The 14560-nt window shown below is 34.0% G+C and carries 10 protein-coding genes; 9 read left to right on the forward strand and 1 reads right to left on the reverse strand.

What is annotated here, in order from left to right:
• Positions 1-1039 precede the first annotated feature (1039 nt).
• A complete protein-coding gene (locus PW52_RS04930; protein ID WP_044631835.1) occupies positions 1040-2446 on the reverse strand; it encodes a sulfatase-like hydrolase/transferase in 1407 nt (468 codons plus the stop codon).
• A gap of 277 nt (positions 2447-2723) precedes the next feature.
• Here PW52_RS04930 and PW52_RS04935 point away from each other — a divergent pair, with 277 nt between their 5' ends.
• The 9 genes from PW52_RS04935 to PW52_RS04975 all read left to right on the forward strand — a co-directional run bounded on the left by PW52_RS04935 (position 2724) and on the right by PW52_RS04975 (position 14452).
• A complete protein-coding gene (locus tag PW52_RS04935) occupies positions 2724-3776 on the forward strand; it encodes a glycoside hydrolase family protein (protein WP_044631836.1) in 1053 nt (350 codons plus the stop codon).
• Between the two features lie 29 nt (positions 3777-3805).
• A complete protein-coding gene (locus PW52_RS04940; protein ID WP_117584364.1) occupies positions 3806-5011 on the forward strand; it encodes a putative glycoside hydrolase in 1206 nt (401 codons plus the stop codon).
• Positions 5012-5047: 36 nt separating this feature from the next.
• A complete protein-coding gene (locus PW52_RS04945) occupies positions 5048-6280 on the forward strand; it encodes a putative glycoside hydrolase (RefSeq protein WP_082050837.1) in 1233 nt (410 codons plus the stop codon).
• Positions 6281-6428: 148 nt separating this feature from the next.
• Entirely contained in the window at positions 6429-6701 is a 273-nt protein-coding gene (locus PW52_RS04950) for a hypothetical protein (RefSeq protein ID WP_044631837.1), read from the forward strand.
• Between the two features lie 76 nt (positions 6702-6777).
• Positions 6778-7344 carry a hypothetical protein gene (locus PW52_RS04955; RefSeq protein WP_131453973.1) on the forward strand — a complete coding sequence of 189 codons (567 nt, stop codon included), beginning with the start codon at positions 6778-6780 and terminating at the stop codon, positions 7342-7344.
• A 455-nt stretch (positions 7345-7799) separates the two neighbouring features.
• Positions 7800-9173, forward strand: a complete 1374-nt coding sequence (locus PW52_RS04960) for a putative glycoside hydrolase family 15 protein (RefSeq protein ID WP_262509260.1) — start codon at positions 7800-7802, stop codon at positions 9171-9173.
• A gap of 113 nt (positions 9174-9286) precedes the next feature.
• Positions 9287-11251, forward strand: a complete 1965-nt coding sequence (locus PW52_RS04965; RefSeq protein ID WP_044631840.1) for a glycoside hydrolase family 97 protein — start codon at positions 9287-9289, stop codon at positions 11249-11251.
• Positions 11252-11277: 26 nt separating this feature from the next.
• A complete protein-coding gene (locus PW52_RS04970) occupies positions 11278-13098 on the forward strand; it encodes an alpha-L-fucosidase (RefSeq protein WP_165586756.1) in 1821 nt (606 codons plus the stop codon).
• Between the two features lie 199 nt (positions 13099-13297).
• Positions 13298-14452, forward strand: a complete 1155-nt coding sequence (locus tag PW52_RS04975; protein ID WP_165586757.1) for an alpha/beta hydrolase family protein — start codon at positions 13298-13300, stop codon at positions 14450-14452.
• Positions 14453-14560 lie beyond the last annotated feature (108 nt).

Raw genomic sequence — 14560 nt, forward strand, 5'->3', positions numbered from 1 at the left:
ATAAATTATTAGTGTTTACGGATATACAAAATATATAATATCAAAAATTATTATTTTGTTCTGTTATTGATGTTTTTTTAGGTTTATAACTAATTGAAGGTTTTGAAACTAATTAACTGATTTTTAATAGTTCGAGTCCAGTTCCACTACTATCAAATATACATCGGTAGTGAGGTTAGTTAAAATAATCTAAGTTGTTAATCTATTTACTATAATTTGTTTTGGAATTAATAATTCAATATGCAGGTTTGATACATATACTGCTTCATTTAAATAGTAACATGCAGTTTTGTTCCAAAATAGTGGTTTAAGTATTGAGTTGTAATCTCGTTAATTTCCTAACTTTATTATTATATTGTAATTCCATGAAACTTCATATTCTTACATAAATATTATATATGTGTATTAGCTTTGTAAAAGTCATTGAAATCGAAATTGTTAAATCTTATAACTGTAGTTTCAATGATAGCTTTTCGCCCCACTTGTATTAATTCTTGGTTAATTTGTTACATTTTTTTCTATGTCCATAAATAATTTTAGTTTAATTAATAATTTAAGCGTTAACAATAAATCAAAAAGAGAGGGCTCTAAAACTTAAATATTATGAAGTAAAAATTACTATTATTAATTATTTTGACATTTACTTTTGCTACTATTAAAGCACAAACGTTGTCTAATCTGGTTTTGAAACTACTATCACGCCAACCACAACGAAAGTAGATTTAACCTTTGACTTTAGCGGAGTCTCAACTGGTGATACTTTTGAATGGTAGTTATATTCTAGCTTTACCTGATGGGGCTCCAGATTGGGGTTCAGTAAGAAATATAGCGTACGAAACAGCAATCGTTCCTAATACTTTGGGTTGAGGAACTCAAACAGTTAACTTTGGAGTTTATAATACCCCAGTAAAAGGTGAGGTTTTTACTTAGGCAGGAAAAGAATCCCAATGACTATATATTGCATAATAATTAAATTCTTTTAAGAAGCTAAAGCTTTTACTTTTAACCACCCGCTTTTAAAAAAGCATTTTGAATAAAATTAATTCAATTGGATTTCAAACCTCTTTTTAGAAAAACAATCTGATGGTGGGTTTTTTGGTAATGTCTTTTCGAAAATTTCTAGTTTTTTCAACAGTTCACTAACTTTTTGTGGATTCTTATTTGAGACATCATTTTGCTCCGCCCAGTCCAAATTAATATTATATAATTCTGTTTTTCCAAGTTTGGTGTTTGTTAAAAGTTTCCAGTTATCTTCTTGAATAGCAGCTGAGGGCCAAAAACCTGGCCTTTTTGAAGCATACAACCAATTCCAATAAATTGCTTTATCACGTTTAAACGCTTTACCTTTTAGCGCCTTTGCAATATTAACACCATCTGTTTGGTAACCATCTGGTAAATCGGTTTGAGCTAAATTTAAAAAAGTAGGTAATAAATCAACTGTTGATAATTCTGTTGTTTTATCTACAATTCCTGATGGTATAGTTTCTGGCCATCTAGCAATGAATGGTATCCGAACACCGCCTGCAAATAACGAGCGTTTCTCTCCTTTTAATTCTTTCGCTTCCCCAACAGAATAATAAGTCCCTAAACCTGGCCCCGTAGAATTATCATCAGTTTTAAGTTTGGTTCCTGTTATTTCTGGACCATTATCTGATGAAAACAGCACTAGTGTGTTATTATCAATACCTAAATCTTTTAAAGTCTTAAACAATTCACCAATACGTTCATCATACTCTGCCACAACTGCCGCGTAAACTTGTTGCTGTTCACTTAAATGAGAAAATTGATTCATATATTTTTCCTTTGGATAATGAGGTGTATGCGTAGCATGAATCCAAGCATTTATAAAGAACGGTTGGTCTTTATGGCGTTTTGCAAAATCTATAGTTTTATATAATGTAGAATCAACGTGCATTTGATGTAAATTACTTGGTAAATTAAACGCTCCATACTCATCGTAGCCATATTCCAAGGGAGAAGGCGCATCGGCAACATGTGTGTTAGATAAGTGCCATTTTCCAAAATGTGCAGTAGTATATCCAGCATTTTTAAGCATACGGGGCAGAGAAGGTGCCTTTGGGTCTAACCAATCTGGCATGCCTCTTTTGATATGAGATTCAACAGATGCAAAATGACCATGTACATTATGTCTTGCGGGAAATTGACCAGTCATGACTCCAACTCTACTAGGAGAACAAACAGGATTGACTACAGAGAAATTTTGAAAATCAATTCCCTCTGCTGCCATTTTATCAAGATTAGGCGTTTTACAAAATGAACTCGCATGAACTCCTAAATCACTATAGCCCCAATCATCGGCGAATATAAAAATGATATTAGGTGGCGTTTCTTTGTTTTCAATTGGTTTATTGTTGCCATTGGTTTTGCAACTATGCGCAAGTATAATAGTAAATAATAAAGATGTAATTAGATTTACGGTTTTCATAAGAAGTAATTTTGTGTAAAAATATTTAAATAAAAAATTAAACACTTGCTCATTTAGATTTAGTTTATTCTCAAATCAATCATAATTAGAGTTGTACTTAAGATATTGAGCCAAATTTTGACTCCTAAATATCATTGATTTTTAAACAAGGCATGAAATTCAATGATTTGATTTAGTATCGGTTTTATGCTCCTTGCATTAAATAAGCAATAAAATGGGTAAATAGAGAAACACAAAAGCTTGGTATTTCATGAAATTTACACTCAAATATGAAACCATGAAATTTTACATTAAGGCTTTACTAATACTAGGCGTTATTTTTTTATTTGCTTCCTGTAAGAACGAACGAATTATAAAAAAATCTGCTTTTTGCGAATCTCATGTTCCAGGAGATTATATTCTAGATGCTCCAGAAGGTTGGTGGCATTGGTGTATGGCTCCAATATATGATAGCTCTGAAAAGCTACATGTGTTTATGTCTGCTATTCCAAATGAGGGTAATTGGAGTAAGGATAGTAAGATTGTGCATTACACCGCAAATTCTCCAGAAGGACCCTATACTTTTATAGATACCACATTTGCCAGCAAAACCCATACGTATCATAATCCACAAATATCTCAAGTAGATGATACTTACGTGCTTGTTTACTTATTAAAAAACAGAGAAACCCCAGGTATAAATCAAGAAATTGGAATAGCAACATCTAAATCGTTGGACGGTCCATGGACTGAAAGCCCACATAATCCTATTATTAAAGCATCGGGAAAACAAGGGGATAACACAAATATTATACATGCATCTAATCCTACTTTTTTAAAAGACAAAGAAGGAAAATTTAGAATTTATTATAAATCAATCACAGATGCTTATAAACCAAAACAACATCGTGAAATTTCTTTAGCATTAAGCGATAACATCGAAGGGCCTTATGAAAATTATTCAAAAAATCCACTTATTTCTTATGCTAATGAAGAATTGGATATTGAAGATTGCTACGCCTTTTACTATAAAGACATGTACTATATGATTGTGGAAGATAGAAAGGGAGTGAAAAATATGTTAGAAGGTAATCCTATTCCTCAGAAAGAAATAAAACCCGGCGGAAATCGTCCAGGTCTTATTTATAAATCAAAAGATGGAATAAACTGGGGAGAACCCGAGGTTGGTTATAATACGAATGAGCAATACTTTGGTGATAAACTTGCACGCACAGAACGTCCTCATATTTTATGGAAAAACGGAGAGCCTGAATATCTTTTCCTTGCTTGTCATGATGAAGACCCCTCAGCAGGTTTTTTTGTGAAAATTGATGGATGGATTCCGAATTAATTTAAATAAATAACAAATTCAAATAATTAATGAAACAGATAAGTTTAATAATAATGGCAATTTTAGTATTGTCTTGCGGTACCTCTAAAAAAAATGTAAGTTCTAATTTAACGAATAAAAAGGTTCAATTTCTCATAAGTGACGGCTCTGAGTTTATTCCTCATAATTCTTACCCTAGTTTTAATTGGGAAGTTACTCCTCAATATTGCATGTTTGGTGATGGTACTAGATTATTGAGTTCTAAGGAAGTGAAAACAATAGCTGCTAAAACAAATTTTATTTGTATTGAAAAACATCATGCCCATAGAGCAGTTGGATATGCTGAAATTGGTGCTAAAAAGGAAATAGCTGCTTTTAAAGCTTTAAACCCAGAGATAAAAGCCTTGTACTACTTTAACTCAGCTTACGCATGGCCATTCACGTCGTATAATGAGAATTTCACAAGAAGTAAAATTGATGATTATCCAGAGTTGAAGAAATTTATATTGGTTGATAAAGAAACAGGGGAGCTTAAACATAGAAGAAATACATTCTGTTTTGATGTTTTAAACCCAGACTTTAGAGCGTGGTGGGTTAAGACAGTTGCACAAGGAGTAATAGACTCTGGAGCCGATGGTGTTTTTATTGATCAAATGCATGGTTTTGTTTGGCTTCGTAATTCTCAAAAGAAGGAAGTTGAAAAGGCAATGGGTATGATGATGATGAATTTAAAAAAAGCTATTGGACCAGAAAAGATATTGTTAGGTAATAATGCATCTGGCGTAAAAGATGTTTTTCCTGCAATAGATGCAGCTATGTTTGAGCATTATAATAGCAAAAAATTAAGTAAAGAAAACCTACTTAAAGAATGGGGATACATGTTAGCAAATGCCAAAGCAGGTAAAATGTCTATTTTTAGAATAGGTGTTGAGGCTGAAAAAGAAGAGGCAAGCCAAACATTAATAAAGGGATCAAGAGGTGCGTCTCTTAAAGGATTGTCAAAAGAACGTTTAGAGTACTACCAAGCATGTTACTTAATAGGAGCACAGCCATATTCTTACTTCCAATACGGTTGGGGTTGGCGTTTAAATACTGGGCCTTTGGTAGACTATCCTGAATTAATGAAGCCACTAGGAGCACCAAAGGGAGCATATAATCGTGTTGTAGATAATGGATGGGAGTTTACTCGGGAATTTGAACATGCAAGTGTTTGGGTAAATACAGAGATTCAAGAAGCCAAAATAACATGGAAATAGTTTTATAAAAATTAAATTTTACTAAGTAATATAATTATGGAATTAAATTCGGTTTTTAAAAGACAGTTTTTTTTAGTCTTAAATTTAGTTTTTATCTTCTTTTCTTGTTCTAATAATGATGAACCTAAAGAAGTAATAGATGAAGAAGTAGTTACCGAGTTAACAATAAGTGATGGAACTTTATTTGAACCAAAGGATTTTTATCCTAAGTTTAGCTGGAGTGTAACACCTCAATATTGCATGTTTGGAGATGGGTCTAGAACACTTACACCATCAGAGATAAGTATTATTTCTGAAAAATCCGACTTTATCTGTTTAGAAAAAGATCATGCTTGGAAAGAACTTGGCTATGCTGAAATGGGAGCAAAACATGAGGTAGCCGCTTTCAAACAAATTAAACCAGATATAAAAGTGCTTTATTACTTTAATTCAGCTTATGCATGGCCTTTCACTTCATACAATGAAAACTTTACAACAAATAAAATTGATGATTACCCTGAACTTAAAAAGTTTCTAATTATAAACGAGGAGACAGGAGAATTAGAGCACAGAAATAATATATTTTTCTTTGATGTTTTGAATCCAGATTTTCGGAGATGGTGGGTAGAAACCGTGGTTTCTGGAGTTACATTTTCTGGTGCCGATGGTGTTTTTATTGATCAAATGCATGGCTTTTCTTGGCTTCGAAATGATAAGGCCGAAGAGGTTAAATTAACTATGGGAGAAATGATGGCTAGTCTAAAAGAAAAATTAGGAGCAGATAAAATCTTGCTAGGAAACAATGCCGCTAGATTAGAGGATGTATTTCCTGTAATTGATGCTACGATGTTCGAGCACTATAGTGAAACTGTTACGAATAGTAAAGAAAATTTATTAAAAGAATGGGATGATATGTTAAGAATAGCAAAAGCTGGAAAAATATCAATATACCGTTTTGGTGTAGAAGTGGAAAATGATGTATCTATCGAAGGCTTAAGTGGGTCAGAAAAAGAAAATGCTTTAGAGCAACTATCGAAAGAACGATTAGAATATTATCACGCCTGCTATCTTATTGGGGCGCAACCTTATGCTTATTTTCAATATGGTTGGGGATGGAGATTATGGAAAGGGCCTTTGGTAGATTACCCTGAGTTAAATAAGCCACTTGGACTGCCAAAAGGAGCATATAAACGTGTTATAGAAAATGGCTGGGAATTTACTCGAGAATTCGAGAACGCTTCTGTTTGGGTAAATACAGAGACTAAGGAAGGCAAAGTTTCATGGAAATAATTTAGCTAAACCTGTTATAACTCATTTGAAAACGTAGATAAACTAATAAAAAGAGTATTTATTGAAACATAATTTATAGTTACGCAACTTGTTTCTCCATAATGGGGATATGCAAGTTTTGAGTGGTTTAGCGTAAAAGACTAAAAACTTGCATAACGATATTATTGTTTTACAGCCTAATGGAGGAAATGCACATGGAGAAAGACCTATCATAAGAAGTGAGGATGGTCATTCCATAGTTTTGAAAACAGATATGGATTTTAATCTCTTCTATCATCCATCAAATCCAGATTGGATGGAAGTACTTTTCCGTAAAATGCGTGCTGTTTGCAAAGAGCCAGCAAGTGTTTTAATTAATCTAATGTTTGCTATTACTGCAGGCGTGGAATTTATTTTTTTTAAAAAAAAAGTCCAGCTTTAGAATTAGGGATTGAAACATTAAATATGTCAAAAAAGGGGATACAAAAAATGAAATAAACAATATTATGAATTTAAACATGATAACACATTTATCATTCTCCTTAGTTTTCATTTCTATGGTTGCTAAGGCTCAAGTTGTAGAGCCTGGAGATTGGTCTTCCCTTTGCCTGTATGGATATGCCTATAACATAAATGGATTTATAGATGCAGAATATGATTTTATCGCTAATCATAACTATTTATTCACTATCGAGATACGTCATGCCCGTAATATTTATGGAAATCCGACTTTAGAATATGCATGTGGAATTGCGGCACAGGAAATTAAAGTGAATAATCCAGTTTGCAGACCTTTATTCTACTGGAATTCCAATATTGTTTACGCCGATATTTATGAAAGTATTACAACGGCTCTTGCTGAGAATCCATCTTTTGTGGCTTTCAACGAGAAATTTAATTATGAGAACGCCGATTTTCCAGACTGGTGGGTTACTGTTCCCCAAGATCAGGTAAATAATACCGTACTTGAAGGGGGTTTTATTGATGCCTGTAAGAATGTAGAAGCTGTTTGGGGAGCTGATGCGATGCCAATATTGTACAATATGCTTGATGCCTTACTTGAGGTTCCGAAAATAAATACATAATCACCAGCTCCACACCCGATGGGGTTTGGTCAAATGGAACAATCTGAAGTAGATGTAAAATTCATATTGCAAAACAAAAGGCTTAAGGATTATTCTTTTTTTGGAGCACAAGATTAAAAATAATACAAATATTAGGGGTAAATATGGATAAAATAACTTCTAAGAAATAGACAATAACTAATTACTGAATTCTATAACAAAAACAAAAAAACTCGAAATTTTAAATTATGAAAAGATATTTACATTTATTGAGACTAAAACACGCTATTACACTTATAGCTATTTTATGTACACATATTTCTAGATCACAAACCGATTTTATGGATTATTTGCCTCAGCATTTATCTCATCTCGATACCTATACTTGGGATAAAGTTCAGCGAGGAGTTTTGATACGTTATCGTCATGATCCCCCTTTCCCGAGTGAGGCTGTTGATATTATTGCTAAAAACTGTATGTTTATTCAGCTTCAAAGTAATCTCACGCAGAGCTCTAGAGAAGATTTTACAATCCCTTATCCCAATAGGATTTATAGATTTGCTTATAAAAATTTGACAAAACACTACGAAGGAAAGGATGCTATATTTACAAATGTACCAGAGTGGTTTATGCATAATGCTGGGGGATCGCCTAATATCTATCTTGATCCTACGTATCCATATTACAACTTGCGAAATGACAGTACAGAATATTCTGGTAAAAATTTACAGGAATGGTGGATAAGTGAAATGCACACAGAAATAGATTATCAGGTTCCTGGTAATGCGCTATTTGTTGATGCATTAACTGATGCCATTCGAATTGGGCAGGGAGTTTCGCGCGGTGGATATGACTATTGGGGAAACGAAATTGGAGAAGATCCTTATTATGATAATAGCTATACTGAAGATTATTTAAAACCCTTATTAGCTTCAATTCGTGATGAATTTGCCGATAAAATGATTATAACTGGTAATCTTTTAAAACCATGGTTTCTACCTGATGGAAACTATAGTTATGTGAAGGATTATGCTCATTGTAATTATATAGAGAATTTTGAACGTTATGGGGATAGTTATATAAAACACCTTAATACGGGTATTGAACTTTATAAGACCATTAGCGAAGACGGTAAAATGACTTTTTTTAATATGTCAATTGAAAAACCCACACCTGCACCAACACTTACCATTGAAGAAATGCGAACAAAAGCTTCGGATGCAATGCCAGAGTTTTATAGCTCCTTACCTAACCAAACGGAAAAGGATGATTTGGCTGAGCTGTATGCGTATTTTGAATTTAGACTCGCTATATTTCTTTTAGGAGCTAACGAGTATTCTTACATGGCCTATCAAAGCACTCCCGTTGCTGATGATGCTGGAAAAGATCTATTTAGAACAATCCCCCCGTTTCCAGAATTTAAATACCCTTTAGGTGAACCTCTTGGTGCTGCTGTCCGAAATGGAGATATATGGACCCGAGAATTTAAACACGCTTCAGTTTGGCTTGATGCGGCTAATGGTTTAGCCAAGATAGATTGGGAATTAAAATCTTTAGGTGTGGCTTCATTAAACTTAGAAGACCATCAGTTAAAGGTTGTTCCTAATGTGATTAACCAAGATACTTATGAGGTGATTATTCAAGGCGTTCCACTTGATCAAAAGGATATTAAACTTTTCAACCTTAATGGCCAAGTAATAAGTCAAAATTTTTCGTATGTAAATACATATACTGGCGCTGACGGAAGGAAATATAATAGATGGAAATTATTTGGTTTTCAAAATCGTCTCAGTAAAGGTATTTATATCCTTAAATCAGGACATTTAAACACTTACCTAATTGTTAAATAGAATAGTGAAAACATGAATAATAGAGCTTTCTGTTGTATTAATTTATGAGAAAAAAGAGAAAAATAAAGAATAAGAAATAGACAATTTTATTCAAAAAAATGAATTTTACAACAATGAAAAAAACAACATTCATCTTACTTACCATGTTTATAATGGTACAGCAAACTTATTCTCAAACTTTTGAAATTAATTCTCCGAATGAAAACATCCAATTACAGGTAATGATTAATGGTGGGATCTCCTGGTCTGTCTCTCTTAATGAAAATGTAATTATTAAAGAAGCTAAAGTAGGAATGGATTTCTCTTCAGGACAAGATTTTGGAGTGAATTCACAAGTTAAACATCATAAAATAAAAGAGTTTTCGTCAACAATTACTCCTGTAGTACCTCATAAAGATGCTGTAATTAAGGATGAGTTTGTTCAATTAACACTTACATTCAAGGGAAAATATCAGCTCGAATTTCGCGCATACAATGACGGGGTGGCGTACCAATTTGTTGATGAAAGCACCAGTAACCGAGATGTAATGGAGGAAGAAATGTTGTTAACTTTTCCTGAGGGAGCAAGATCCTTTTTTCCAAAAGAAAACAAAATGTATTCACATAATGAACGTCGCTATTTAAAAAAATCATTATTTGAAATAGTGTCTGATGAATTTTGCAGTTTGCCAGTAGTTTTTACTACAGATAACGCAAAAGTTTTGTTTACCGAAACAGCACTTCATGATTACCCTGGAATGTTTGTAAAAGGAAATGGAAACACTACTATGGATGCTATCCATCCTAAATATGTTCTTGAAATAGACACTAAAAAAAAACAAGATCGTCATCAAACCATTACCAAAGAAGCTGATTATATTGCTAAAGTATCAGGAAAAAGAGACTATCCTTGGAGAGTTTTTATGATAAGTGATGATGACCGAACATTTGTAGAGAGCAACCTAACTTTCCAATTGTCCAAACCTTTGGCTATTAAGAATACAGAATGGATTAAACCAGGTAAAGTTGCATGGGATTGGTACAATGCTAATAACATTTATGGAGTTGATTTCAAATCTGGTCTGAACACAGCTACTTATAAATATTATATTGATTTTGCTTCGTCTAATAATATTGAATACGTAATACTTGATGAAGGTTGGACTAAATCAACCACTAAAATCCTTGATTTTAATGCTGATATAGATGTGCCTGAGTTGATCAGGTATGGAAAAGAAAAAAATGTAGAAATTATTCTGTGGGTTCTTTGGAAGCCATTGGATGCAAACCTTGTTCAAATACTTGAAACTTACAAGAATTGGGGAGCAAAAGGAATTAAAGTAGACTTTATGCAACGTAATGACCAATATATGGTTAACTCGTATGAGAGAATAGCTAAGGAATGTGCAAGACTTGAGTTGTTGGTTGATTTTCACGGAGCATTCAAACCTTCAGGTTTAAGAAGAGCCTATCCGAATGTTGTTAACTACGAAGGTGTTAAGGGAAGCGAAAACAATAAATTTAATAAAGGTATAACACCTGAACACAATGTAACCATTCCTTTCATTAGAATGGCTGCGGGCCCCATGGACTATACACCAGGAGCTATGATTAATAGGCAAGATGCCAATTTTCATGTCAACTTTGAGCGTCCTATGAGTCTTGGTACACGTGCACATCAAGTAGCTATGTATGTAGTTTATGAAGCACCGCTACAGATGCTTTGCGATTCCCCTTCTAAATATTACGAAGAACAAGAAACGGTTGATTTTATCTCACAAATTCCAACAATATGGGATGAGACCATCGTGATACACGGAAAAATTGGTGATTATATTGCAGTAGCCAGAAGAAAAGGGCATAAATGGTATATTGGAGCAATGACTGATTGGACTCCAAGAAAATTAGAAATGGATTTCTCTTTTTTGAAAGAAGGAAACTTTAAAATGGAGGTGTTTAAAGATGGTATAAATGCAGACCGATTTGCAGAAGACTATAAAATAGACGTGATAGAAGTAAATCAGAATTCAAAAATTACTGCAGAAATGTCCGCTGGTGGCGGATGGGTAGCAATAATCTCAATTCAAGACATTAAATAAAGACATAAAACAAGACAATGTATTTATTGAAGAGAATTACAATTTTAACAGTTAGCATTTGTTGTCTAGTTGTACTTGGTTGTAAAAATCAACAAGTGGAAACGAATTCGGTAGATTATATAACCGACACTTCTGGGAAAGTTGATTTTGGTAAAACAGACACATCTGCCTATACACCAGAAATTAGGGTGAATATGAAGAAATTATATGAAGACAAATTTGGAATGTTTGTTCATTGGGGGCCTTATGCGCAACTTGAAGGCGTCTGGAATGATGAAGAGGTTTCAGCTGAATGGATTATGCACAACGCAAAAATCTCCGTAAATGATTATGAAAAATATGCCGCGGGTTTATTTAAACCTGATAAATTTAATGCTTCAGATTGGGTAGATATTGCTGAAAACGCAGGCATGAAATTCATAGTGCTTACTGCCAAACATCATGATGGTTTTGCAATGTACGATTCTAAACATCCATATAATTTGTTGGATTTTGCTGGTTTTGGACGAGATGTTTTAAAGGAATTATCAGATGAATGTGCAGAACGAAATATGAAACTAGGATTCTATTATTCTCAGAGCCAAGATTGGCATGAAGAAGGTGGTGCTGGTAATAGTTGGGATTTTGGTTCTAGAATTAAACCTCAAGATAAATTTGATGCTTATTTCAAAGAAAAAGCAGTTGAACAAGTAAAAGAACTCACCACGAATTATGGCGACATTTTTATGGTCTGGTTTGATACACCTATTCAAATGGATGACGAAAAGTGTCAGCTAATGATGGATGTTGTAAAAGAGAACCAGCCAGGGGCATTGGTCAACTCTAGATTAGGACAGGGTTTTGGTCATTTTGATGTTTCCATAGATAATGGAAAAACACCTAGTGTGAGCAAAGCGACATGGCTACCCGATTTAAAAGTACCATGGCAAACCCATGAATCTGTTACCCAACGGGGCTGGGGCTATACTTCTTATGGTGGTGAAAATGACCGTTCGGAGGAATACAGTGATTTTATTTATAGTCTATGCCGAATTGTGGGCAACGGAGGGGTTTACTTATTAAACCTAGCTCCACGACCAGATGGGACGATACCACAATCGCAGGTTAACAGTATTACAGCCATTGGTGACTGGTTAGAAGTAAATGGTGAAGCTATTTATGGAGCTGACCCGAGCCCGTTAAAGTTTCCACCTTACGCCATTACTAGTAAGCCAGGTAAAATATACCTTCATATAAAGGATATGGAAGGAAATAAGGTCAATCTTACTGGTCTTTTATCTAAGGTTAATAAAGCCTATTGTTTGGCGGATAAGTCAAAGCTATCATTAGCACTTAACCAGACTGGTGAAAAATTGAGTGTCATAATTCCAGAAGAACTTAAGCAGCCAAGGGTAACTGTTGTAGTATTGGAAATTGAAGACTATAATGCTAAGGTCCACAATGAAATTCTCCAACAAGTAGCAGATGGTATTATTAAACTTCCCGTAGCAAAATGCGAATTTGCCATAAGACGGATAAGCTATAATTACGAAGAACACGTAACTCACCGCTGGGGGGAGAATACCAAACAAGGTTTGGTTTGGACAGTAAATATCACGAAACCTGGGATATATAAGGTCTTAAGTGAAGACAACGGCAATGACGATTATGTTTTTGAGTTGCGAACACCTTCAGATACCTTGGATATAGAACCAAAAGGGAATATGGGAGAAATGACCTTAAAAAGTCATGGAAACATTCAAATTAATCAGAAAGGAGTCATCAAAATTTCTGCATACCCTAAAGAGACCATTAGTATGTCAAGTCAATTTAAATTCAAAGGTCTGGTGCTTGAACCAGTTAAATAATATTTGGTATGATAATGGTTATCCTTATATAGGAAATAATGAATAAAGTGATAAAAATAAGTGTTCCAATTATAAAAATGAATGAGAGATGAAGTCAAATGAATTTGTTAAGTGCACCTGTAGTAAGTTAATGGTATTATCCCTAATGGGTTTTTTGCTTTTTAGTGTTAATTTAAATGCACAGATTATTGATAAACATTTGAGTCAATTATTAGACCAAAGTGTTTATAAAAGTCCGGAGATTCATTGGGAACCCACTTTAAATCAAGGTGATATTAAAGCTCTATTTTACGAAACACTTTCTTATAAAGGGAAACCAACTCGGGTCTTTGCTTATATAGGAATTCCTAAAAGCAATAAGCCTGTTCCAGCCATGGTACTGGTGCATGGAGGGGGCGGTAAGGCTTTTCATGAGTGGGTGAAAATATGGAATAATAGAGGATATGCTGCCATTTCAATGAGTTTAGAAGGGCATATGCCGGATGCAAATGGTAATGGGAAATTATCTCACGATTTTAGTGGGCCTTCTCGGGTTGGGCGTTTTGATGACGTTAATTTACCAATAGAAGAACAGTGGATGTATCATGCTGTTTCCGATATTATGATAGGACATTCCTTACTAGAGTCATTACCAGAAATTGATGCAGACCGAATAGGTGTTACTGGTATTTCATGGGGTGGTATTTTAAGTAGTCTCTTGTCTGGGTTAGATTCAAGACTAAAATGTGCTATTCCGGTTTATGGTGCAGGCTATCTCTATGAATCATTGGGGCATTTTGGAGAGCAAGGGAATAAATCTTCAGAATTCATTGAGAAAAAGAAATTTTGGGATCCTTCACAACAGTTTTCTAAAGGCTCAGTACCGACGTTATGGGTTAATGGTGATAGTGATGGGCATTTTTCTATTAATATTACCTCTCATTCATTTAAAACTACCAAAGATCATGCTTATCTTTCTATTCATCCGGGAATGAGACATGGGCACGGTGCGGGTTGGAACCCAAATCAAGTACCAGAAATATATGCTTTTGCAGATTATATTTTGAAAGGAAAAGAAACAGGGTTAGTAAAAATTATTAAACAACCATCAAAGCGAAAAATTAGTCTTACTTATGAGTCTGAAGTTCCTATTGTTGAAGCCAATGTTTATTATTTAAACGAAAAGCTAACGTATCGTAAACTAAACCCTAAATCAAAGCACAAAGTTCCAGGTCCATGGCTAAGTATGTCAGCTGATGTTAATAATGCTAAAAATGAAGTATCAGCAATATTGCCTAATTCGGCCGTAACATATTATGTTAATTTAAAAGATTCGAGGGGGTATGTTGTTTCTTCGGTTTTGGTTGAGTTATAGTTATAGGTAATGATTGTCTATTAGAAATCATATAATTTGGTTCAATTTAGCTCCTATATAATTATATAATAAAAACACACAAATTGATGTTTTAATTTTCTTTTGAAG

It is taken from the genome of Neotamlana sedimentorum, assembly GCF_000943565.1.
Taxonomy (GTDB): Bacteria; Bacteroidota; Bacteroidia; order Flavobacteriales; family Flavobacteriaceae; genus Neotamlana; species Neotamlana sedimentorum.

Excerpts from the sequence above, each read along its gene's own strand:
- PW52_RS04930 (WP_044631835.1), bottom strand. The coding sequence starts at position 2,446 with ATGAAAACCGTAAATCTAATTACATCTTTATTATTTACTATTATACTT.
- PW52_RS04935 (WP_044631836.1), top strand. The coding sequence starts at position 2,724 with ATGAAATTTTACATTAAGGCTTTACTAATACTAGGCGTTATTTTTTTA.
- PW52_RS04940 (WP_117584364.1), top strand. The coding sequence starts at position 3,806 with ATGAAACAGATAAGTTTAATAATAATGGCAATTTTAGTATTGTCTTGC.
- PW52_RS04945 (WP_082050837.1), top strand. The coding sequence starts at position 5,048 with ATGGAATTAAATTCGGTTTTTAAAAGACAGTTTTTTTTAGTCTTAAAT.
- PW52_RS04955 (WP_131453973.1), top strand. The coding sequence starts at position 6,778 with ATGATAACACATTTATCATTCTCCTTAGTTTTCATTTCTATGGTTGCT.
- PW52_RS04960 (WP_262509260.1), top strand. The coding sequence starts at position 7,800 with ATGTTTATTCAGCTTCAAAGTAATCTCACGCAGAGCTCTAGAGAAGAT.
- PW52_RS04965 (WP_044631840.1), top strand. The coding sequence starts at position 9,287 with ATGAAAAAAACAACATTCATCTTACTTACCATGTTTATAATGGTACAG.